The organism is Actinoplanes derwentensis (assembly GCF_900104725.1).
Lineage (GTDB): Bacteria > Actinomycetota > Actinomycetes > Mycobacteriales > Micromonosporaceae > Actinoplanes > Actinoplanes derwentensis.
Genome location: NZ_LT629758.1, coordinates 5,298,077 through 5,319,551 on the forward strand (window position 1 = coordinate 5,298,077; position 21,475 = coordinate 5,319,551).

The window sequence follows — 21,475 nt, forward strand, 5'->3', positions numbered from 1 at the left end:
GGAGAATTCCAGACTTCTCTCGTGTCGATATTCGCCCGTCTCAGCCTCGCCAACCGCAAACTGGTGGCCATCATCGCCGCCCTCGTCGTAGCGCTCGGCGCGTACTCGGCGATGTCCCTCAAACAGCAACTGCTGCCCGACCTGTCGTTCCCCGCCGTGACCGTGGCCGCCTCCTACCCCGGCGCCGCCCCCGAGGTCGTCGAGCAGCAGGTCACCGTGCCGATCGAGGACACGGTGCAGAACCTGACCGGGGTGGAGTCGATGACCTCCACCTCCCGGCAGGGCTCGACGCTGGTGATGCTGTCGTTCGCCTTCGGCACCGACATCGACGACGCGTCCGCCGAAGTCCAGCAGGCCCTCGCCAAAGCCCGCCTGCCCCAGGACGTCGACCCGCAGGTGATGACCGGCAGCACCGGCGACATGCCGACGATGACCCTGGCCGCCACCGGATCGACAGCGGCCGACCTCACCCGCCACGTGGTGCCCGCTCTGCAGGCCGTCGACGGCGTCAACGAGGTCTCCGTCTCCGGGGCCCGCGAGCAGATCGTCACGATCACCCCGTCGAACCCGGCGACCACCCAGGCCATCGCCGCCGCCCTGAGCACCCTCGGCGGCACCTCGTCGGCCGGATCGATCACCGCGGACGGCCGGGACCTGAGCCTCGCCGTCGGCGCCGCGGTCACCTCACTCGACCAGGTCAAAAACCTCTGGATCACCGCTGGTACGAAACCCCAGCAGCTCAAGGACATCGCAACGGTCGAACTCACCGACGCCGACACCACCTCGATCACTCGCACCAACGGGGAACCCAGCCTCGGCGTCTCGCTCACCATGGACCACGGCGGCAGTTCCTCCGCGATCTCCACCGACGTCCGCGACCTGCTTCCCGGCCTGACGGAGCAGCTCGGTGCCGGAGCCGCCCTGACCGTCGTCTCCGACAACGGCCCCGCTGTCAAGGAATCCGTCGACGGCCTCCTCGAAGAGGGCGCGCTCGGCCTGGTGATGGCCATCCTGATCATCGTGCTGTTCCTGCGGTCCGCCCGATCCACCCTGGTCACCGCGGTCTCGATCCCACTGTCCCTGCTGATCGCCCTGATCGCGCTCTGGACCCTGGACTACTCGCTCAACATCCTCACCCTGGGCGCCCTGACCATCGCGGTCGGCCGGGTGGTCGACGACTCGATCGTGGTCCTGGAGAACATCAAACGCCACCTCGGGTACGGCGAGGACCGCCGGCACGCCGTAATCACCGCCGTCCGTGAGGTCTCCTCAGCGGTCACCTCCTCCACCCTCACCACCGTCGCGGTGTTCCTGCCGATCGCGTTCGTCAGCGGCATGGTCGGCGAACTGTTCGGCTCCTTCTCGATCACCGTCACCGTCGCCATGCTCGCGTCTCTGCTGGTGTCGCTGACCGTCGTCCCGGCGCTCGCCTACTGGTTCCTCAAAGCCCCCGCGGACTCCGCCGGTGTCGACCCCCAGGAGTACCGGCAGCGTGTCGAGGACGAGGAACGGCAGGGCCGTCTCCAGCGGATCTACCTGCCGGTCATCGCGTTCTCGGTTCGCCGCCGCAAGACCGTCCTCGGCATCGCCGGCGCCCTGCTCCTGCTGACCGTCTTCATGGCCACCGGCCTGAAGACCACTTTCATCGACGAGTCCGGTGAGAGCACGCTGAGCGTCAGCCAGACCCTGCCGCCCGGCACCGACCTGGCCACCACGGACAAGGCGGCCCAGCAGGTCGAGACCGCGATCGCCGGTCTGGACGGCATCGAGTCCTACCAGGTCACCATCGGCGCCAGCGGCGGATTCCTCGGCGGCGGAGGCGGTGGTAACAGCGTCTCCTACACGCTCAACCTGACCGAGGACGCCGACGCGGCCACCGTCACCGACGCCCTGGACACCGCGGTCAGCGGCCTCACCGGCGCCGGTGAGGTCACTGTCGGCAGCGGCGGAGGCGGCTTCGGCGGTACCGGCATCGAGGTGTCCGTCCGCGCCGACGACGACGCCACCCTCAAGACCGCCACCACCCTGGTCGCCGACACCCTCGCCGGGGTCTCCGAGGTCACCGGCGTCACCAGCGACCTGTCCGAGAGCGCCCCGCAGATCAGCATCGTCGCCAAGGGCGAGGCCGCGGCCCGCTACGGTCTCACCGACCAGGCCATCGTGTCGGCACTGCGGCAGACCGTACAGGGCAGCACCGTCACCCGGGTCACCCTGGACGGCGCCGAACACGAGGTCGTCGTCTCCACCGGCGCCGACGCCCCCACCAGTCTCGCCGACGTCAAAGCCGTCAGACTGACCACCCCGGCCGGACCGGTACGCCTCGACCGGGTCGCCACCGTCACCCAGATCGACGGCCCGGTCCAGCGCACCCGCATCGACGGCGACAGCACCAACACGGTCACCGCCACCCCGGTCGGCGACGACACCGGCGCCGCCAGCACGGCCGCTCAGACGGCCCTCGACAAGATCGAACTGCCGGCCGGTTCCTCGTACGAGATGGGTGGTGTGACCTCGCAGCAGAACGACGCGTTCACCCAGCTCGGCCTGGCCATCGCCATCGCGATCGCCCTGGTCTTCCTGATCCTGGTCGCGGTGTTCCGCAGTATCCGGCAGACCCTGATCCTGCTGGTGTCGATCCCGTTCGCGTTCGTCGGCGCGATCGCCCTGCTGCTGCTCACCGACACCGCGATGGGCGTGGCCGCCCTGATCGGCATCCTGATGCTGATCGGCATCGTGGTCACCAACGCGATCGTCCTGATGGACCTGATCAACCAGTACCGCGAACGCGGCATGACCGTCACCGAAGCAGTCGTCGAAGGCGGCCTGCGCCGGCTGCGGCCCATCCTGATGACTGCCCTGGCCACCATCTTCGCGCTGTTGCCGATGGCCCTGGGCATCACCGGCGCGGGCGGCTTCATCTCCCAGCCCCTGGCCGTCGTGGTGATCGGCGGCCTGCTCAGCAGCACCCTGCTGACCCTGGTCCTGATCCCGGTCCTCTACACGATGGTCGAGTCCCGCCGGGACCGGCGCCCCACCCCAGCTCCGGTGGAGGCCGAACCCGAACTGGTCTCCGTCACCTGACCCCGTCGGACGGACAGCCCGGATCGTGACCGGGCACACGGGTGGTGGCACAGAGCAACTCCAGCTCGGTGCCACCACCGGCGTCCGCCCGCATCACCAGCATCAGCTTGTTCGCTGGCAACCACGGGTTTCCCGCGGCGCCCGAATAGTCGATCTCCCCGGTCACCCCGTCCACCGCGTTGACACCGGTCAGCATCCCGATCCCCTGAAGCAGACTCGTCCCGTTGATCGGCGCCTTGCTGCTCGACCCACGCACCTGCACGATCGCGGTCCGCACCGTCTCCAGCGCGTCCCACCCGAACATCGCCCGCGCCGCCTGCCCCTCCGTGCACGCGTCGCCGTAGCCCGCCTTCTCGTACTCGATGAAGAACAACTCGGTCCGCCGGATCGCCGCACAGTCCGCACCCCACATCCGGCTGCTCGCCGGTGACATGTAATGCAAGGCCAGGCGCGGATGCTTGGCCAGGCCACCGGAAAGCACGAACTCGGTGATCGCGTCCCCGGCCAGGATCCGCGGCGGATTCCGCTCACAGGACGCACTGAGCCCCGACAGAAAGTTCTCGAAATCATCCGGGCGCCCGGCGAAGAAGACCAGGTAGTCGTCCGGCACCGCCCGGCCCTTCCTCGCTCTCGCCTGCTCGGCACACGCCCGACTACCGAGGTTCGACGCGTCCTTGCCGCCCGCCCCGTACGGGATCCGCTCCAGAATCCGGATGCCCCGAGCCTCGAACTCCTGATGGACGTCGTGCGCCAGGCCGGTGCTGTACAGATCCTCGGCGTCCCCCGAGTAGTAGACGGCCGCCGCCGCCACGCCCAGCTTCTGCTTCGCGTAGAAGGCGGCGACCGCGGCCTCCCGGCGATTCGACGGCGCGATCTGGTGATACGTCATCACCGCCTTGTTCAGGTCGTCCGCGGTGAGCAGCGTCGCCAGGGTGGGAATCCGCTCACCGTCCAGCACCCGGATCGCCTCCTCGGTGCCCCGGCGGCTCACCCCCAGGCCCACCACCGCCACCACGTTCAACCGATCCGCAGCATTCGCGATCAACCGGGCGGCGGTACCGCCGTACCTCATCTGGTCCCCGCCGTTGGCCAGCCGCAGCAGTATCGGAGCCTGCGTGGTGAGTGCCTGCTGCTGCCCCAGCGCCAGACCACGCAACTCCTCCAGCGCCGCCTGGTAGCCACCGAGCGTGGTGTTGGTCAACGTACTCAGATAGACGATCGTCACCGGGTGACGATCCGCCTCGTGCGGATGCTCCAGCACCTTCCGGTTGGTCCGCGCGATCAGCTCCTCCACCGCACGCAACTTCCCGGCGACCTCGTCGTCGGCATGCGGCGGCCGCCCGGCGAAAAATCGATGCCGATCGTCGGCCAACCCGATGCACTGGGTCGTCGTCCCGTCGCTGTCGAGCTTCTCCCGTTGCAGCGTGTTCCCGGTCATCGGCCACCACCACGCCTCACACCGCCGGCCGTTGGCCCAGGGCACCGCCACCAGCGCCACCACCAGCAGCAACGGCAGAACCGACGACATCCACGGCAGGCGCCGCCGGGGCAGGCCCACCCGGCCCAGTTCGGCCCAGTCCCCCGGCCGCTCGGTCTCCACCGGCAACCGCAGAGCAAGGGTGCTCCGCCCCTCCCGGCTCGCATGCCGCTGCTCCTCGGCCCACTCCTGGTAGGCCATCCGCGCGTCCCCCGGAGCGAAAGGGGCCGGCGAACCGTCCGTCACCGGATTCGTCACGACCAGCAGCGGCTCACTGCGCGGATGTCCCGGCCGGCGCTGCCCCGGCACGAACCCGGCCTTCTCGATCAGCCGCACCAACTGGGCGGCCTGCACACTGTCCGACTCCACCAGCAGCACCGGATAGGTGGTCCGGCGCCGGCCCGCCCCGAACAGACTCCGGCGCCGGTGCGCCACTCGCAGATCCTGCAGGAACGCGTCCACCAACAGTTGATCGACGACGTCCCGACGCTGCCGCCGCTCCGCCTCGGTGAGCCCGCACCGCTTCTCCGAGTTGGCGAAGTCACGCGCCATGTCGTAAAAGCTGCCCGCCTGATTGAGGCGGTGCCGGGCGAACCAGCGCGGCGGGCGCCACGTCCCCCGCATGAAGAGCAGACCCAGCCTGGGTACGATCCTCGAACTCAACCGCACCCACCACGGGAAGTCACCGACCGCGTCGGCCAGGCCCTCCAGGTAGGCGGTGTTCTCCAGACGCTGACGCAGATGCCGCTGCAACTGCCCGGCGATCGCCTCCCGCTCCTTGTCCGGGGACTTGGGCTGAATAGGCCGAAGGTGCACCAGCCACAGCGCCAGACCGTAGTGCGGGAACCGGAGCCGCCAGCCCGCACCGTCCGCGGCCAGGCCCTTGACTGCCACGTCCAGCAGATCCTCGACCGTCGGCGGCCGGTCCGTCACGGATTCGGCACGCGCCTCCGGTGGCGGCGCCGCCTGATCCTCGCCCCCGGCCTGATCCTCACACCCGGCCTGCTCATCCCACAGCACGGCCGGGCGTTGTACCAGCCGCGTCCCGGTCCGCGCCCAGGGCGTGAAACGGGCACTGCGCAGCCATTCGGCGATCCCGTCGAGCGGATCCGGCCCGCCCGCGACCGGACGGATCAGGCCGATGATCGGGAGAGGGCGCTCGGCGCCGTACCGCCAGGGCCGCTGCACCAGCCATTCGATCAGCTTCAACAGTTGAGGCGCACCCTGGAACTGGATTCCCCTCGTCTGTTCCTTACCGGCATGCCAATGCCCGCGCACCATCGATGACCCCCAACGTCGAGAAGCCGGGTGGTCCATTCATCGTGGCGACTGAAGGCGTACGGAGCGTCGGCCCGGCGGAGGGGATTGACGGTATCTTGTAGAAAATCACTAACCGGGTAGAACAATACAGTTTCGACCATTGCTCACCCATCCGTGCACCGTCTACGTTGGCGGAACGTCGTTTCCCTCAACGAGACTGGGGCCGTGGATGCTCAGTGTCCTCTTCGGGTTGATCGCCGTCGCCGAAGCCGTCCTGCTGGGCCTCGTCATCACCCTGCGCCGCCGCTGGCCGGACCGGTCCCTCATCCTGCTGATCCCGGTACTACTGGCCCTGATCGGGGACAACGCGGTCATCGCAGCCGGCTCCACGATCGGCACCGGCGACACCCTCCTGGCGTTGTCCTATCCCCGCTACATCGCACACGGCCTGTTCGTCCCACTGCTGATCATGGTCGGCGCCGGGCTCTGCCGCGCCCACGGCATCCGCCTGCCCCTGGCCGCCTCGGGCATCCTGACGGCGGCCCTGATCGCGGTCGGCATCCGCCAGGACATCATCAACCTGAACCTGCAGCCCACGCCGTACGCCGACACCCTGCGCTACACCAACACGGCGACCCACGGCGCACCCATCCCCGCCGTGGTCACCATCGTGGTGCTGATCGCCTTGGGCGCCGTCTTGCTGGCCCGAACCCGCAGCCCCTGGCTACTGGCCGGCTCGAGCGCCATGTTCGCAGCCGCAGCCCTGAGCGTGTTCGCCTTCTGGCTGGGCAACGTCGGCGAGTTGCTCCTGCTCCTCGGCCTCTACCTGACCGCGACCCGCCGGCCCGCCCCGATGATCGCTCCGGTCACTGCTGCATGATCCAGATCGGCAGGGGGTCGTTCACCTCGGCGACGACTTCCCACCCGGCCCCGCGGTAAAGGTCCACATTGCCCGGCGTGCTGGTCTCCAGGTAGGCGGGCAGCCCATCCGCTGCCGCCCGGCGCAGCCCTTCGGCCATCACGGTCCGCCCGAGCCGCCGCCCCGCAGCCGCCGGATGGGTACCGAGCACCCCCAGATACCAGTAGGGCCGGCTCGGAAAAGCCGCGTGAACCGCGTCGTCATACCGCCGCATCCGCTCCCGGGCGTCCCCCGGAAGCTCTGCGATCGCCGTGCTCTCCTTGCTCGCCGAAGCGACCGGCTCGTCCTCACCCGGCGGCTCCCAGATGGCAGCGGCCAGCCCGCCGTCAGCCGTCCAGATGGCTCCTTTACCGACCCGCTTGTCGAAGAGATGCCCGAAGAAGGCCGCCGCATGCCGCGGATAGTCCTCGTCCGACGGAAAGAGAAACCGGAGAACCGGATCCCTCTCGAACGCCGCCACCATCGTCGCGACAACCCGCTCGCGGTCCGCAATCCCCGCCACAGCGATCCCAGAAGCCTCAGTCACACCTGCCGACTCTACCGCTCACCGTAAGTCATCCTAGGAGGCTAGGTGCTCTTCTAACCGGCTGGTGCCTCGATCGCGGCCAGAAACCGGAACATCCCCGACGATGGGTTGTCGCCGGGAAATCGTGTGCCGTCCCGGATGTGCCGCTTCTCCAGCGCGGCGGCCCGCTCAACAGCCATCTTCCGGAGTGGCATGTAGGCCGCCGCGTCGATGCTCTTGTTCTTACGCCCGTCAAGGCGGCTTTCGCTCTCAGCCTTGCCGGTTTCCAGGAACTGCGTGTGATCGACGTGATGCAGGATCAGCCAGATCTCGAAACACGGGTTCGAGACGGCGAGCCGCACCCCGGTTCGGGCAGCGAGGTCGGCGGCTTCCGCCAAATGCGGATGGTGCTGAGACCACTCGACGTCGAAGAGGCACCAGCACTCGTCGACCTCCGGGTCCTTGATTCGCTCGGCGGCCATCTTCACCAAGGTCAAAGGTGTGCCCTGCTTAGGGTGGATCTCGATGTTGAGGGCGGTGTTGCGGACGATCTCCGGCAGGCGCTTGAGACCGTTAACGTAATCCGGCTCGGAGTTCTTTCCTTCGCAGAAGACCACGATGGTACGGAGTTCGGGGCGCTTGCCGGCCGAACGCCCGAGGGGCTTACCGCCTCTTCGCCGAATACTCACCCGATCAGCCCCAGTGCCCGCAGCAGTTCGGTCTGGTCGAGTTGCGGCAGAGCCCCGAAGCGGCCGTGCAGATAAGCACTCTCCAGGTTCTGCGACTTACGGACCCGTTCGCCGGCGAAATCGGACAGGGCGCCGAGCCGGGTGGAGCCGTCCGGCCGTTTTTCGGTCAGCCAGACCTCGTCGCGGTTCAGGTGGTTCAGCAGACTGGTGTCATGTGAGGTGAACACGAGCTGGGCACCACGCGGGTTGAGGGTGGGATCGGCGAAGATCCGCAGAAGTTCGGCGGAGAGGGTCGGGTGCAGGCTGGCCTCCAGCTCGTCGAAGACCATCAGCGTGCCCTGCCGTAACGCTGTCAGCACCGGGCCGATCAAACTGAGCCAGGTCTGCGTGCCCTGCGATTCCTTTTCCAGGTCGAATGCGACGGAGCCCTCAGCGGTTCGGTGCAGAAGTTGCAGAGTAGGCACATTCGACGCGAGTTTGCCGAAGAGTTTGACCTCTTCGTCGATCACTCGAACATCTTGAATGCCGAGGTCAGCCAGCCGCAGCATGGCCAATGCCCGCGCCCTGTCCACAAGCTCTGAACCGCCGGCCGTATCAACTCGGTTCGTTCGCCACAGGTCAACGGATTCACCGACGACGAACGACCTTTCGATGACCGCCCGCAAGGATGAAAGAACGTCTCTCCCATGCCCCTCGATCTGAACCAGCTCTCGCGCGAAGCCGGTGATCAGCGGCTCGTCGAAGCGGCGGGCGACCGACAGGACCAGGGTGCGGCCGGTCAGGAGTTCGCGGGTGCCGGACAGGCCGCCGAGACCTCGCTGCAGGGTCAGGTTCAGGCCTTCGCGTTCGAAGACGCGGCGGCGTTTGCGTTCCGGGTAGTGGAACAGGGCCTCGTAGTGGACCGCTTCGCCGTCGAGCGCGAGGACGTACTCGAAACGGACTCCGTCGATCATCAGTTCCAGGGAGAACTCGCTGGTTTCCGAGGTGCCTGAGCCGAGGAGGAAGGGCTCCACCGGGATCGTGTCGTCCCACTCGCGGAGAGAGTCGCGGACGGCGTCGCGGAGCCAGAGGACCGCGGCTATCAGGTTGGACTTGCCGGAAGCGTTGGGGCCGTAGATCGCCGCCCTGGTCAGCAGGCTCTCGTTGAGGCGGGGCTGCGGGCGGCCGGCCGGTCACGGTCGATGGCGACCATCGACAGCTCGGCTGGTTCGGCGATCGAGCGGAAGTTGGACACCTCGAAGCGGATCAGCACATGCCCAGGATAGCTGCCGGCAAGCCCCGGTTTTCGACGAGTCTCGTCGGAAACCGGGGCTTGCCGGCAGTTACCACCGCATTCGGCCCGGCGGCCGCGTGGCGGCCTGGCGCCGCGGAGGCCTCGCGTGACGGGGCGGGCGGTGCCGGATTTCTAGGAAGCCGTGGAACGTACGACATCCTTGGGGGTCGGCTCTGGGGTTCTCGGGGTTGGCGGGGTGGCCGTGAGCTGGGATTCCAGGACGTCCAAGGCCTCGCGGAGCCGGGCTATCTGGTGGTGCGGGGTGTTGTCCAGGACCTGGATCGGGATGGCTGGGCCGGCCTCCTTGCCCCCGGTGGCGGCGCGTTCGGCCTCGTGGGCCTCCTGCAAGGCGGTCAGTACCAGGCCTACCAGCAGGTTCGTCAGCAGGTAGCAGGCGGCGACCATGTAGGAGACGTAGTACGGGATGGCCCACGGGGTGACGTCCCGGCCGGCTTCCAGGATGTCGGTGATGCCGTCCAGGGAGAGCAGCAGGAACAGGCTGAGCATGGCCTGGCCCACGGTGCCGTACTTCTCCGGTTCGGCGCGGCCGAAGAGCATCCAGCCGAGCATCGCGTAGCCGTAGATGACCAGCGCGGTGATCAACAGGAAGCTGCCCAGGCCGGGGAGGCTGCGGCGGATGCCGACCAGGATGATCCGCAGGCTGGGGAACAAGCGGAAGGCCCGGACGATCCGGGCCAGGCGCAGCAACCGGAGCAGGGTGACGTTCTCGCGGATGCCGGGGATCAGCGGCGCCACGATGATCGCCATGTCGAAGATGTTCCAGCCGTCGCGGAAGAAGCTCGACGGCCGGTTCAGGCAGGCACCGAAACGGATCAGCAACTCGCAGATGAAGCCTGCTATGCACAGGTGCTCTATCAATGTGAGGTAAGGTCCCGCGACGGCCCCGACACTGGAGTAGGTCTCCAGTCCGAGGCACATCGCGTTGACCATGATGACCGCGAATCCGGCGATGCTGAACCAGGGCGCGCCGACCATGACCAGGCAGCGCGCGGCTAGGTCCCTTGTGAGCGTGGACAGGATGTGTCTCCTCGGCCAATCTTCGCGAATGGCCGCATCCTATGACATAACTAATTCGTCGGGATGCTCTGCCCGTTCGTGTCCAGCCACTGGTCGAAGGTCAGCAGGCCGGGGTTCAGCTTGCGGACCGCGTCCAGGTCGCGGACGCCGGTGAAGTAGTCCTCGAACTCGGTGTAGTACTGGAGCATGTTGCCCGCCTCGTCGGCGCCGGGGAAGCCGAGGCCACGGTAGGCGTCGTGGGTCAGCGGGCGGTAGACGACCGGCTCGCCGACGGCCCGGGAGAGGCCGGCCGCGATCTGTTGACCGGTCAGGTGTTCGCCGGCGATGTGCACCGTACGGCCCGCGTATGCCTGAGGGCCGGCCTTGAGCAGACCGTAGGCGGTCCGGCCGATGTCGTCGACGGCGATGCCAGCGAGCTTGGCGTCACCCATCGGCAGGGTCAGCGTGAGCACGCCGTCCGCGCCGCGGGTCGCACCCCAGCCGGTGGCGAGGTTCTCCCAGTAGAACGTGGTCCGCAGGAAGGTGGTGGGCACCCCGGCCGCGGTGAACAGGCTGTCCGCCTCGGCCTTGGCGTCGAAGTGCGGCACCTTGTACTTGCCCTGCAGGGTCGGCATCCGGTCGTCGCCGGCCGGGATGTGGTCCCGGGTGTCCTCCAGGGTCGACCAGATCACGTGCTGCAGGCCGGCGCGCTTGGCGGCGTTCGCCAGGTTGGCCGCCTCCTCCAGTTCCTTGTCGGCCGACATGTGGGCCCAGAAGTTGGTCACCAGGAAGGCTCCGTACGCCCCGGTGAACGCCTCGACCAGGCTTTCCTCGTCGTAGTTGTCGGCCTGCACCACCTCGGCGCCTAGCTTGACCAGCTCCTGAGCGCGAGGTGAGGTGGTATCGCGGGTGACGGCCCGGACCGTGTAGTCGCCGGACTTGTCGGCCAGGATGGCCTTGACGAGCCCGCCGCCCTGGGCACCGGTGGCGCCGACGACCGCGATGATCTTCTGCTGGTTCATCTCTGTACCACTCTTTCAGTTTTGAAGGACTGCCCCGCACAACCACAAGTCGACATCGATGATTCCCGATTGAACGAGACGCCCGTCACGCCGCTTTTCCCATTCCGGGACGGCCCGTGAGCCGCAGTCGATAGCGTGAGAGTTGAAGTCCGGGCGGAGAGGGTCATGTGGAAAACCGCTGAACAGCAGGGGCCAGTGGTGTTGCTGGTCGAGGACGACGAGGACCTGCGCGAGCTGACGGCGCAGATGCTCGAGATGCGGGGCTTCGTCGTGCTGTCCGCGAAGGATCCGGTCAGCGCACTGATGGCGTGCCGGGTCCACGACGGCAGCATCGACGTGCTGCTGACCGACCTGGGACTGCCGGGTGTCTCCGGCGGCGAACTCTCCCGGTCGGCCGCGGCAGTGCGGCCGGGCATGAAGGTGGTTTACGTGTCCGGCGTCCCGGAGGAGATCGCGATCAAGCGGGGCCTGATCAAAGCGGGTTCGCCATTCATCTCAAAACCGTACACGGCGGACGTTCTGGCAGGCACTTTGCGCACCGTCCTGTCCCAGAACTCGCCGACGCCCAACTGGTGACCGTTAAGCAACCGAGGCTGGCTCATGCCCCGACGAACTCTTCCGATTCATAGGGCACAGGCCAACGGGGGGTTGGCCACGGAACGTGAGGAAACACCATGGAGCAGATCAAGTTTCTCCTCGGCTACCTGCGCAGCATGCACAAGTCCGAGGAGGGTGCCACGATCGTCGAGTACTCCCTGCTCGTCGCACTCATCGCAGCCGCGCTCATCACGGCCATCGGTCTGCTCAGCGACAACATCGAGAGCCTGCTCGGCCGGGTCACCGGCTCCCTGCTCTGACTCCGGGCGGCCTCGCCCCGGGAAGTACCGGGGCGAGGCCGGAGCAGCCATCGTCGAGATGGCGATCGTGTTACCGGTCCTGCTGCTGATCCTCTTCGGGATCATCGACATGGGCCGGGCGCTGCAACAGAACATCCAGCTCACCCAGGCGGCCCGTGAGGGCGCCCGGCTCGGTGCCCTGAACGGTACGGTCACCGACGTCAAAACCAAGATCACTACGATCGTCGGCAGCGGAACCGCGCTGAACTACCCCACCAACGGGGTCCAGGTCTGTTCGAGTTCCTCGCTCGCCGGCACCGACTCGACCGTGGTGGTGGAACGGCAGTTCCGGGCCGTGACACCGGTGATGGCCTGGATCACCCGGGCCGGCGGGTCGAGCACCATCATCCTGCGGGGTAAAGGCGTGATGTCCTGCGTCGGCTGACTCGCGGCGTGACCGAGTCCGCCGTCACCGGTCACACCGGTTCGATCGGCGGACTGTTCAGCGTGGTCTGCACCCTGATGAACGCCGTATCCGTGCACCGTCCGGAAAACGGTGAGAACCACGGGGTAACGGTGATCGCCCCCTTCGGATGACCTTCACCTGATTAGGTGGAGTCATGCGACGGCGCGTGCTGATCCTGCTGGGCGCGCTCCTGCTGGCGATTGTCAGCGGGGCGGCGATCATCTCGTACGTCCGCGGTGCGGACAAACGAGCGGTCGAGGGCAAGCAGGGTGTCTGGGTCCTGATCGCCAGGGAGCGAATCCCCGCGGCGACCAAAGGTTCCGACGTGAAGAGTCTGACCGAACGGATCCTGGTCCCGTCCGAGACCGTCCCCGAGGGGACTCTGACGGCCTGGGACTCCGCCATCGACGAGCTGTTCCTGGTGGCGCCCCTGGAGAAGACCCAGTTGCTGCTGCGGTCGCTCTTCCAGACGACGGCCCCCTCGACGACACCGTCCCGGCGGATGACGGTGCCCAGCGACATGCTCGCGGTGACCGTGGCGCTGAGCGTGGCGCCGCAGGTGGCCGGCGACGTGGCGGCTGGTGACCAGGTCACCGTCTACGGCACGTGCCCGCTGCAGGCGGACAGCACCAATACTGATCCGCCGCGGACCGCGGCGCTGCTGCCGCGAGCCCAGGTGCTGGTGATCGGGGAGGCGCCGGAGCCGGTGCCGGCCACGGCCGCCCCGGCGGCCTCCAGCTCGGCGTCGCCCGAGGCGAAAGAGAGCCCGGCATCCCAGCCCACCGGGAAGTACGACCGGTACACGGTCACGCTCGCGGTCGACCCCGGCGACGCCCAGCGGCTGATCCAGGCGTCCAAGTACTGCGGGCTCTACCTGGCCCTGCTCGGGGCCACGGTGAAGGTGACGCCCGGCGGCGGCGTCGACACGAAGGGGCTGTTCTGAATGAGCCTCTACGTCTACGTCGAACCCGACGAGGCCCGGCGCACCGAGGTCGGCCCGGCGTTCCGGGAGGTCGGCTGCACGATGCTGACCAGCATGGCGGACCTGGAGACACATCTGCCGCGCTACCCGGAGACGATCCTGGTCATCCTGGGTGCCACGGTGGATCTGGGCGAGGCGCTGATGTTCACGGCGTACCAGCGGCTTCAGAGGCCGTTGATCGGTGTGGTCCTGATCCGGCGGGTGATCGAGCCGCACGTGGTGCTGGAGTGCCTGCGTTCCGGGGTCCGCGAGATCGTCGACGAGGCGGACAACGACGGGCTGCGGGCCGCCACGGTCCGCTCGGTCGACCTCTCCAAGGCGCTGAGCAGCACCCTGCGCGGTACCGCCGACCAGGCCGCCCCGTACGCCCGGGTGATCACGCTCTTCGCCGGTAAGGGCGGTTGCGGCCGCAGCATGGTCGCCGCCAACCTGGCCGTGGCGCTCGCCGGTGGCGCGCGGCGGGTCCTGCTGATCGACCTGGACCTGCAGTTCGGTGACGTCGCCATCATGTTGCGGCTGTCCCCGGACCGCAACATCGCCGGTGGTCTGTCGATGACCGGGCGGCTGGACGAACCGGGCCTGCGCTCGATCATCTCCAGTCACCGCACCGGCCTGGACGCGCTGCTCGCCCCGCCCAGCCCGGCCGAGGGTGAACGGGTCAGCCGCGAGTTCGTGGTGGAACTGCTGGACGTGGCCCGGCCGCTCTACGACTACATCGTGGTGGACACCCCGGCCGTGGTCACCGACCAGGTGCTCGCGGCGCTGGACATGTCCGACTGGTTCATCCCGATCGTCACCCCGGACCTGCCGACCCTGAAGTCGGTGCGGCTCACCTCGGAGATGTTCGACCTGCTCGACTATCCGAAGGAACGCCGGCTGCTGGTCTTCAACCGGGCCAACACCCAGGTCGGCCTCACCCCACAGGACGTGGAGGAGGCGGTCGGCATGCCGTTCGCGGTGCAGGTGCCGTCCAGCCGGGACGTCCCGGTCTCGGTCAACCAGGGTGAACCGCTGACCATGACCGACCCGATGCACCCGGTCAGCCGCGCCATCCGTGAACTCGCCGACCGGTGTTCCGGCATCGTCACCGCACCCGTCAAGGAACGTAAGTTCCTCGGCATCAGGAGGCCTGGGAAATGAGCCTGTCCGCAAGACTGGCCGCGGCCCAGCAGACCCAGAACCAGCAACAACAACAGCAGCAACCGGCGGCCGGGGCCGGGGGCCAGCCGCCGATCGACCGGGGCGCGGCGTCCGGCACCGACCGGTACCGCGCGGCCAGCCGGCCGCAGCAACCGAACGACCAGATCAACGAGGTCCGGCTGCGGATTCAGCGGCGGCTCGCCGACGAACTGGGCCCCACCCTGTACGGCAACGACCGGACCCAGGACGACGACCTGGACACGAAGGTCCGGGAGTCACTCAACGAACTGCTGGCCCGGGAGGAGACCCCGCTCTCCGGTGCCGACCGGGCCCGGATCGTCCGGGAGGTCGTCGACGAGGTCCTCGGCCACGGCCCGATCGAGTCGCTGCTGCGCGACCAGTCGGTCACCGAGGTCATGGTCAACGGACCCCATTTCGTGTACGTGGAACGGTTCGGCCGGATCGAACGGGTCGCCGCCGAGTTCGACGACGAGTCACACCTGCGCCGGATCATCGACCGGATCTGCTCCCGGGTCGGCCGGCGGGTGGACGAGTCCAGCCCGATGGTGGATGCCCGTCTGCCCGACGGCAGCCGGGTCAACGCGATCGTGCCGCCGATCGCCCTGGACGGTTCCACCCTGACCATCCGTAAGTTCGCAGCGGTGCCACTGACCGTGGCCGACCTGCTCAACTACGGGACGCTGACCCGCAACGCGGCCGAGTTCCTGGAAGGCTGTGTCCGCGGCCGGCGCAACGTCGTGGTCAGCGGCGGTACCGGCTCCGGCAAGACCACCGTCCTCAACGTGCTCTCCAGTTTCGTGCCGACCGACGAGCGGATCGTCACCATCGAGGACGCCGCCGAACTCCAGCTGGTGCAGGACCACGTGGTCCGGCTGGAGTCCCGGCCGGCGAACTCCGAGGGCCGGGGCACGATCACCGCCCGCGACCTGGTCAAGAACGCGCTGCGGATGCGGCCGGACCGGATCGTCGTCGGTGAGGTCCGCGACAGCGCCGCCCTCGACATGCTCCAGGCCATGAACACCGGCCACGACGGGTCGCTGACGACACTGCACGCCAACTCGCCGCGTGACGCGCTGTCCCGGATGGAGACCATGGTCCTGATGGCCGGCATGGACCTGCCGAGCCGCGCGATCCGCGATCAGATCACCTCGGCGGTCGACCTGATTCTGCAGGTCAACCGATTCAAAGACGGCTCCCGCAAGATCACCCACATCACTGAGGTGGTCGGCATGGAGGGTGACGTCATCACCCTGCAGGACATCTTCCTGCACGAGTACGCCCCGGACGCCCGCGGCGGTCTGCTGAAGCCGACCGGGATCCGGCCGAACTTCTCCGACGCGCTCGCGCCGTACGGGGTGACACTCCAGCAGACACTCTTCGCAGGCCGCGGATGGTGACACTGATCCTGGTCGCCCTGCTGGTCACCGCGACCATCTTCCTCGTCGGCTACGTGCTGCTGGATCTGCTCTTCGGGAAGACCCCGATCCAGCGCCGTCTCTCCGTGCTCCGGCGTTTCCGGGTCCGGACCGTCACCGAGGACGCTCCCCTGCTGCGCCGCATGCTGGTGAGCGCCGGTGAGCAGCTGGAGGCGATCCCGCTGACGGCCCGCCTGGCCGCCCGGGACGAGCCGCTGCTGGACCGGCTGGGCGGCTCGATCAAACCGGCCGAGTACCTGGCCGTCCGGTTCGCCGTCATGATCGTCACGGTGATCCTGCTGCTGTGGATCATGCCGTGGCCGGTCGCGATCCTGGGCGGACTGGCCCTCGGATTCCTGCTCTGCAGCTTCGCCCTCACCTTCCGGGTGAACCGGCGGGAACGACAGTTCGGCGACGAACTACCCGGCGCCCTCAACCTGATGACCAGCTCACTGCGGGCCGGTTTCACCCTGAACCAGTCGGTCGAGGCGGCGGTCCGCGACGACGGCGGCCCGGTCGCCACCGAACTGCGCCGGGCCCTGGCCGAGACCCGGATCGGTGGCAGCTTCGAGGACGCCCTGGAACGCGTCGGCGAACGGATGCACAGCTACGAGATGTCGTGGCTGGTGATGGCCCTGCGGCTGCAGCGCGAAGTGGGCGGCAGCCTCGTCGACGTCATGCAGACCACCGCCGACACGATGCGCGAACGCGCCTACATCAAACGGCACGTCCGGGCCCTCTCCGGCGAGGGCCGGATCTCGGCGTACGTGCTGACCGGCATGCCACCACTCACCGCCCTGGCCATCCAGCTGACCCAGCCGGGTTATCTGCGGCCGCTGTTCACCGAACCGATCGGCATCCTGCTGCTCGTGGTCGCACTCACCGGCATGGGACTCGGCGGGCTCTGGCTGCGGTCGGTCGTACGGGTGGAGGTCTGACATGGGCGGCGCCCTGCTGGTGATCATCGCGGTGGCCGCACTGGCCGGCGCGGTCGTGCTGGTCGCGGTCGCCTCGACCATGCCCGAGATGCGCCGCGACCGGATCCTGCGAACCCTGGCAATCTTCACCGGCCAGCCGGACGGCGTGCACGTCCGGCGCCAGGTCTCCCCGCTGGGCCAGGCGCTGCTGGATCTCGCCGAACGGCTCGGCATCATGCTCAGCCCGCCCGGTGACCGGGACCGGCTGCACCGGATGCTGGAACTCGCCGGCAACCCGGTCGCCTGGCCGGTGCAGCGGGTGGTCCGGCTCCGGCCGATGGCGATGATGGCGCTGGCGCTGCTGATGTGCGGTGTCGGCAACACGTTCAAAGGCCAGCCCGGGGCGATCGTCGGGGCGATCGCCGGGGTGGCCCTCGGTTACGCGATGCCGCTGATCCTGATCTACAACGCGTCGATCAAACGGCAGGAGGCCATCCAGCGCGCCCTGCCGGACGTGATGGACGTGCTGGTCATCGGCGTCGAGGCGGGCCTCGGCCTGGACTCGGCGATGGACCAGGTGGCCCGCAGTACCCGCGGGCCGATCTCCGACGAACTGCACCGGGCTCTGCAGGAGATGCGGCTCGGTGTGGCCCGCTCCGAAGCGTTGCGCGACCTCGCCCAGCGGACCACGGTCCGCGACCTGAAACGGTTGGTGACCGCCCTGATCCAGGCCGGTGAACTGGGTATCTCGGTGGCCCCGATCCTGCGTGAGCACGCCGCCGACCAGCGGGTCCGGCGCCGTCAGCGCGCCGAGGAGGCGGCCCAGATGGTCCCGGTGAAGATGCTCTTCCCGATCCTGTTCTGCATGTTCCCGGCGATCTTCGTGGTGATCATCGGCCCGGCCGTGATCCAGCTGGTCAAGACGTTCTCCAACAGTTGACGCCCCGGGCCGCCGGGACCGCCGGCCGCGGGTGCTTAGGGTAGCCTAACCACCCGCTCCGACGAAGGGCCGACGCCGCCCCATGACTGTTCTGAGAAGGGCCCTGCGCCGGCAGCGGGGCCGCATCACCGCCAGCGTGGCGCTGGTCTGCCTGCACCAGACCGCCGAGGCCATGGTCCCGGTCGCGATCGGGCTGATCATCGACCGGGCGGTGGCCACCTCGGACACTCCGGCCCTGCTGATCGCGCTGGCCGCGTTGGCCGGGCTGTTCACCGTCCTCGCGCTGGCCTGGCGGTTCGGCTCCCGGCTGGGCAACGCGGCGGTGGAACGTGAGGCGCACCTGCTGCGGGTGGAGATCGCCGGCCGGGCCCTGGACCCGCGCGGACAGCGCTCCGGGATGCGCGACGGCGAACTACTCTCGGTGGTCGCCTCCGACACCGAACAGGCCGTCCAGGGGATCCGGGCGGTCGCGTTCCTGGCCGCGGCGAGCACCGCGATCACCGTCTCGGCGGTCGCGCTGATCGTCGTGGAACCACTGCTCGGGGTCGGCGTGCTGATCGGCGTACCGCTGGTGGTCCTGGGTCTGCAATCGCTGGCGCCGCTGCTGACCCGCCGCAGTGAGGCCCAGCAGGCGGCCCTGGCCGCCACCACCGCCCTGGCCGTCGACCTGCTCTCCGGCCTGCGGGTGCTGCGCGGGCTGGGCGCGCAGCACCACGCGGCCGGCCGGTACGCCGAGGCCAGCGACCGGGCCCTGACCGACACGCTGCGGGCCGCCACCACCAAGGGTGTGCACCTGGGCCTGACCACCGCGGTGAACGGGCTGCTGCTCGCGGCGGTCGCCGGGTTCGCCGGATGGTTCGCGATCCAGGGCCGGATCACCGTGGGGGAACTTGTCGCGGTGGTCGGGCTGGCCCAGTTCATCGCCGAGCCGGTGCAACTACTCGGCTTCTGCGTGCAGTTGCTGGCGGCGGCGCGAGCGTCGGCCGGGCGGGTCACCCGCGTCCTGGACGCGGCGCCGCAGGTCGAACCGGGCACGGCGGGCGTTCCGGCGCCGGGCCCGGCGCGGGTCGAAATCGACCAGGTGGGGTACGGCGAACTGGACGACCTGTGCCTGCGCCTGCACGACGGCGAGATCCTGGCCGTACTGGCAGGTTCCCCGCGCCAGGCCGGCGAACTGCTCGCGCTGCTGACCGGCGGTGTGCCCCGCGCCGACTACGGCGGGACGGTCCGCATCGACGGCGTGCCCCTGGAGGAGTTGGCTCTGGACACCGTCCGTCAGGTGGTGCTGGTGGAACGGCACGACGTGACACTCTTCGCCGGGACCGTGCGCGCCAACATCGCCCTGCGCGGTGACCTGGACGACGTGGTGGTGTCGGCCGCGGTGGCGAACGCCGCCGCCGAGGAGGTGCCACTCGACCAGGAACTCGTCGAACGCGGCGCGAACCTGTCCGGCGGGCAGCGGCAGCGCCTCGCCCTGGCCCGGGCGCTGGCCACCGACCCGCCGGTGCTGGTGCTGCACGACCCGACGACCGCTGTCGACGCGGTGACCGAGGCCCTGATCGCCGACCGGCTGGCCGGAGCCCGCAACGGTGCCGGGCGCGCCACCCTGATGGTCACCAGTAGTCCGGCGCTGCTGCGGGCCGCGCACCGGGTGGCGATGCTGGACGGTGGCCGGGTGGTCGCCGAGGGAACCCATGACCAGCTCGTCGCCTCCGACGAGCGTTACCGAGCGGCGGTCCGGCGATGAACTCCCCTGACCTTCTTCCCGGTGGCCTTCTTCCTGTCGCCGGCACCCGGGAGACCTGGCGGGCGTTCGGTGCCGAGTTCGCCCGGATGCCGCGGCTCAGCGCGATAGCGGTGGCGTTGCTGGTCGGCGCGTCCGCCAGCCTGCTGGTCGCGCCCTGGGTGCTGGGCCGGCTGGTCGACGCCGTGATCGGCGGGGCCGGGGTGCGCGACGTGGTCGGGCAAGCCCTGGTGATCGCGGCGGCCGCGGTGATCGGCGGTCTGCTGACCGCGGCCGGCGCGGCGGTGGCGGCCCGGCTCGGTGAGACAGTGGTGGCCCGGCTGCGGGAGAAGGTCCTGGACCGGGCCCTGCACCTGCCGTCGGCCACCCTGGAGCGCAGCGGCACCGGCGACCTGGTGGCCCGGGCCGGCGACGACGTGGCGGTGGTGGCGAACGCGCTCACCGGCAGCGGCCCGGCCCTGGCCGGAGCGCTGCTCTCGGTGGTGCTCACCGCGGCCGGGCTGTTCGCGCTGGACTGGCGGCTCGGGCTGGCCGGACTGGCCGCGGCACCCGGGTACGCGCTGGCGATGCGGTGGTACCTGCCCCGGTCGGCGCCGTACTACAAGCGGGAACGGATCGTGGCCGGGGAACGGTCGCAGGCGATGGCCGGGGCGCTGCACGGGGCCGCGACGGTGCGGGCCTACCGGGTCGAGGACGACCACGTGAACCGCATCGCCGACCGGTCGGCGGCGGCCCGGGACCTGTCGCTGGACGTGTTCACGCTGTACACCCGGTTCAGCACCCGGATGAACCGGGCCGAGTACTTCGGGCTCGCCGCCGTACTCATCGCCGGGTTCCTGCTGGTCCGCTACGACCTGGCCTCGGTCGGCGCGGCCACCGCGGCGGCCCTCTACTTCCACCGGCTGTTCAACCCGATCGGCATGCTGCTGATGGAGGCCGACACGATCCTGCAGGTCAACGCCTCGCTGGCTCGCCTGATCGAGGTCGCCGGGCTGCCCGGCCGCACATCTGCGCCGTTGTCATCGGATCCGGCGGACGACCGTCTCGAGATCACCCTCCGGGAGCATCGGTACGACGGCGGGCCCCCGGTTCTGGCCGACGTGAAGCTGACCATCGCCCCCGGGGAGAGAGTCGCGCTCGTCGGAGCCAGCGGAGCCGGCAAGACCACCCTGGCGGCGATCGCGGCCGGGATCATCGAAGCCTCCGACGGCCAGGTCCGGCTCGGTGGGGTGCCGCTGACCGAACTGGGCGAGGAACGCACCCGGCAGCGGATCGCCCTGGTCAGCCAGGAGGTGCACGTGTTCGCCGGAACCCTGGCCGCGGACCTGCGGCTGGCCCGGCCGGACGCTTCTGACAGGGAGATGACCGCGGCGCTGGAGCGGGCCGGGGCCGACGGCTGGTTCCGGGCGCTGCCGGACGGCTTGGACACCGAGGTCGGCGAGGGCGGGCACTGGCTGACCGCGGCGCAGGCCCAGCAGCTCGCGCTGGCCCGCCTGGTGCTGGCCGACCCGGCGGTGGCGGTGCTCGACGAGGCGACGGCGGAGGCCGGCAGTGCGGGCGCCCGCGATCTGGACCGGGCCGCGGCAGCCGTCACCGAGGGCCGGACCACGCTGATCGTGGCGCACCGGCTGACCCAGGCCGCGGTCGCCGACCGGATCCTGGTGATGGATCACGGGCGGGTGGTCGAGGAGGGCAGCCACGAGACGTTACGGCAGGCCGGAGGCAGGTATGCACGGCTATGGACCGCGTGGGGGCATTAGGTTAGGGTAGC

At 69.2% G+C, this 21,475-nt stretch carries 20 protein-coding genes and 1 pseudogene; 13 read left to right on the forward strand and 8 right to left on the reverse strand.

What is annotated here, in order from left to right; all coding sequences use genetic code 11:
• Positions 1–21 precede the first annotated feature (21 nt).
• Positions 22–3,081 (forward strand): efflux RND transporter permease subunit, encoded by a 3,060-nt coding sequence (locus BLU81_RS23390; RefSeq protein ID WP_092546624.1) that lies wholly within the window; start codon positions 22–24, stop codon positions 3,079–3,081.
• On the opposite strand, the gene BLU81_RS50850 is transcribed toward BLU81_RS23390, so the two are convergent.
• Entirely contained in the window at positions 3,074–5,767 is a 2,694-nt protein-coding gene (locus BLU81_RS50850) for an ABC transporter substrate-binding protein (RefSeq protein ID WP_092546625.1), read from the reverse strand. The two genes, BLU81_RS23390 and BLU81_RS50850, sit on opposite strands and share 8 nt — an antisense overlap.
• Positions 5,768–6,047: 280 nt before the next feature.
• Between BLU81_RS50850 and BLU81_RS23400 the strand changes: the two genes are divergently transcribed.
• Positions 6,048–6,698, forward strand: coding sequence for a hypothetical protein (locus tag BLU81_RS23400; protein ID WP_092546626.1), 651 nt, complete (start codon positions 6,048–6,050; stop codon positions 6,696–6,698).
• Here the strand turns inward: BLU81_RS23400 and BLU81_RS23405 are convergent.
• The 3 genes from BLU81_RS23405 to BLU81_RS49945 form a co-directional block, all read right to left on the reverse strand.
• The gene (locus BLU81_RS23405) at positions 6,685–7,200 is read right to left on the reverse strand and encodes a GNAT family N-acetyltransferase (protein ID WP_092557531.1); all 516 of its coding nucleotides are present in this window, start codon (positions 7,198–7,200) and stop codon (positions 6,685–6,687) included. The two genes, BLU81_RS23400 and BLU81_RS23405, sit on opposite strands and share 14 nt — an antisense overlap.
• A gap of 116 nt (positions 7,201–7,316) precedes the next feature.
• Positions 7,317–7,931, reverse strand: a complete 615-nt coding sequence (locus BLU81_RS23410) for an RloB family protein (protein ID WP_092546627.1) — start codon at positions 7,929–7,931, stop codon at positions 7,317–7,319.
• Positions 7,928–8,596 carry an AAA family ATPase gene (locus tag BLU81_RS49945; protein WP_197686357.1) on the reverse strand — a complete coding sequence of 223 codons (669 nt, stop codon included), beginning with the start codon at positions 8,594–8,596 and terminating at the stop codon, positions 7,928–7,930. The genes BLU81_RS23410 and BLU81_RS49945 overlap by 4 nt, the downstream gene beginning before the upstream one ends.
• 21 nt (positions 8,597–8,617) lie before the next feature.
• On the opposite strand from BLU81_RS49945, the gene BLU81_RS50855 reads away from it, so the two are divergent.
• Positions 8,618–8,923, forward strand: a complete 306-nt coding sequence (locus BLU81_RS50855) for a hypothetical protein (RefSeq protein WP_231954725.1) — start codon at positions 8,618–8,620, stop codon at positions 8,921–8,923.
• Here the strand turns inward: BLU81_RS50855 and BLU81_RS52115 are convergent.
• The 4 genes and pseudogenes from BLU81_RS52115 to BLU81_RS23425 form a co-directional block, all read right to left on the reverse strand.
• A pseudogene (locus BLU81_RS52115) lies at positions 8,831–9,067 on the reverse strand (AAA family ATPase); the annotation flags it as partial. The gene BLU81_RS50855 and the pseudogene BLU81_RS52115 overlap by 93 nt on opposite strands.
• Complete coding sequence (locus BLU81_RS51620; RefSeq protein ID WP_269461089.1) at positions 9,061–9,183, reverse strand: hypothetical protein; 123 nt, start codon at positions 9,181–9,183, stop codon at positions 9,061–9,063. The gene BLU81_RS51620 and the pseudogene BLU81_RS52115, both read right to left, overlap by 7 nt.
• A 153-nt stretch (positions 9,184–9,336) precedes the next feature.
• Positions 9,337–10,200 carry an ion transporter gene (locus tag BLU81_RS23420; RefSeq protein ID WP_092546628.1) on the reverse strand — a complete coding sequence of 288 codons (864 nt, stop codon included), beginning with the start codon at positions 10,198–10,200 and terminating at the stop codon, positions 9,337–9,339.
• Positions 10,201–10,292: 92 nt separating this feature from the next.
• Positions 10,293–11,243 carry an NmrA/HSCARG family protein gene (locus tag BLU81_RS23425; RefSeq protein WP_092546629.1) on the reverse strand — a complete coding sequence of 317 codons (951 nt, stop codon included), beginning with the start codon at positions 11,241–11,243 and terminating at the stop codon, positions 10,293–10,295.
• Positions 11,244–11,408: 165 nt separating this feature from the next.
• Between BLU81_RS23425 and BLU81_RS23430 the strand changes: the two genes are divergently transcribed.
• The 10 genes from BLU81_RS23430 to BLU81_RS23475 all read left to right on the forward strand — a co-directional run bounded on the left by BLU81_RS23430 (position 11,409) and on the right by BLU81_RS23475 (position 21,464).
• Positions 11,409–11,819 (forward strand): response regulator, encoded by a 411-nt coding sequence (locus BLU81_RS23430; protein ID WP_092546630.1) that lies wholly within the window; start codon positions 11,409–11,411, stop codon positions 11,817–11,819.
• 98 nt (positions 11,820–11,917) lie between these two features.
• The gene (locus BLU81_RS23435; RefSeq protein WP_092546631.1) at positions 11,918–12,100 is read left to right on the forward strand and encodes a Flp family type IVb pilin; all 183 of its coding nucleotides are present in this window, start codon (positions 11,918–11,920) and stop codon (positions 12,098–12,100) included.
• 49 nt (positions 12,101–12,149) lie between these two features.
• Positions 12,150–12,524, forward strand: coding sequence for a TadE family protein (locus BLU81_RS23440; RefSeq protein WP_269461112.1), 375 nt, complete (start codon positions 12,150–12,152; stop codon positions 12,522–12,524).
• A gap of 175 nt (positions 12,525–12,699) precedes the next feature.
• A complete protein-coding gene (locus BLU81_RS23445; protein ID WP_092546633.1) occupies positions 12,700–13,488 on the forward strand; it encodes an RcpC/CpaB family pilus assembly protein in 789 nt (262 codons plus the stop codon).
• Positions 13,489–14,667 carry an AAA family ATPase gene (locus BLU81_RS23450; RefSeq protein WP_092546634.1) on the forward strand — a complete coding sequence of 393 codons (1,179 nt, stop codon included), beginning with the start codon at positions 13,489–13,491 and terminating at the stop codon, positions 14,665–14,667.
• On the forward strand, positions 14,664–16,085 hold the full coding sequence (locus BLU81_RS23455) for a CpaF family protein (protein ID WP_092546635.1): 1,422 nt from the start codon (positions 14,664–14,666) through the stop codon (positions 16,083–16,085). The genes BLU81_RS23450 and BLU81_RS23455 overlap by 4 nt, the downstream gene beginning before the upstream one ends.
• Positions 16,079–17,041: a type II secretion system F family protein gene (locus BLU81_RS23460; RefSeq protein ID WP_092546636.1), complete on the forward strand. Its 963-nt coding sequence runs from the start codon at positions 16,079–16,081 to the stop codon at positions 17,039–17,041. The genes BLU81_RS23455 and BLU81_RS23460 overlap by 7 nt, the downstream gene beginning before the upstream one ends.
• A 1-nt stretch (position 17,042) precedes the next feature.
• Entirely contained in the window at positions 17,043–17,960 is a 918-nt protein-coding gene (locus BLU81_RS23465) for a type II secretion system F family protein (RefSeq protein WP_092546637.1), read from the forward strand.
• Positions 17,961–18,042: 82 nt separating this feature from the next.
• The gene (locus tag BLU81_RS23470; protein ID WP_092546638.1) at positions 18,043–19,707 is read left to right on the forward strand and encodes an ABC transporter ATP-binding protein; all 1,665 of its coding nucleotides are present in this window, start codon (positions 18,043–18,045) and stop codon (positions 19,705–19,707) included.
• On the forward strand, positions 19,704–21,464 hold the full coding sequence (locus BLU81_RS23475) for an ABC transporter ATP-binding protein (RefSeq protein WP_092546639.1): 1,761 nt from the start codon (positions 19,704–19,706) through the stop codon (positions 21,462–21,464). Before BLU81_RS23470 ends, BLU81_RS23475 begins: the two co-directional genes overlap by 4 nt.
• Positions 21,465–21,475 lie beyond the last annotated feature (11 nt).

Coding starts and splice junctions, on each gene's coding strand:
- BLU81_RS23430 (WP_092546630.1), top strand. CDS start 11,409: ATGTGGAAAACCGCTGAACAGCAGGGGCCAGTGGTGTTGCTGGTCGAG.
- BLU81_RS23400 (WP_092546626.1), top strand. CDS start 6,048: ATGCTCAGTGTCCTCTTCGGGTTGATCGCCGTCGCCGAAGCCGTCCTG.
- BLU81_RS23450 (WP_092546634.1), top strand. CDS start 13,489: ATGAGCCTCTACGTCTACGTCGAACCCGACGAGGCCCGGCGCACCGAG.
- BLU81_RS23405 (WP_092557531.1), bottom strand. CDS start 7,200: ATGGTGGCGGCGTTCGAGAGGGATCCGGTTCTCCGGTTTCTCTTTCCG.
- BLU81_RS23445 (WP_092546633.1), top strand. CDS start 12,700: ATGCGACGGCGCGTGCTGATCCTGCTGGGCGCGCTCCTGCTGGCGATT.
- BLU81_RS23460 (WP_092546636.1), top strand. CDS start 16,079: ATGGTGACACTGATCCTGGTCGCCCTGCTGGTCACCGCGACCATCTTC.
- BLU81_RS23465 (WP_092546637.1), top strand. CDS start 17,043: ATGGGCGGCGCCCTGCTGGTGATCATCGCGGTGGCCGCACTGGCCGGC.
- BLU81_RS50855 (WP_231954725.1), top strand. CDS start 8,618: ATGCCCCTCGATCTGAACCAGCTCTCGCGCGAAGCCGGTGATCAGCGG.
- BLU81_RS23475 (WP_092546639.1), top strand. CDS start 19,704: ATGAACTCCCCTGACCTTCTTCCCGGTGGCCTTCTTCCTGTCGCCGGC.
- BLU81_RS23455 (WP_092546635.1), top strand. CDS start 14,664: ATGAGCCTGTCCGCAAGACTGGCCGCGGCCCAGCAGACCCAGAACCAG.
- BLU81_RS23420 (WP_092546628.1), bottom strand. CDS start 10,200: ATGGTCGGCGCGCCCTGGTTCAGCATCGCCGGATTCGCGGTCATCATG.
- BLU81_RS23425 (WP_092546629.1), bottom strand. CDS start 11,243: ATGAACCAGCAGAAGATCATCGCGGTCGTCGGCGCCACCGGTGCCCAG.
- BLU81_RS23435 (WP_092546631.1), top strand. CDS start 11,918: ATGGAGCAGATCAAGTTTCTCCTCGGCTACCTGCGCAGCATGCACAAG.
- BLU81_RS23470 (WP_092546638.1), top strand. CDS start 18,043: ATGACTGTTCTGAGAAGGGCCCTGCGCCGGCAGCGGGGCCGCATCACC.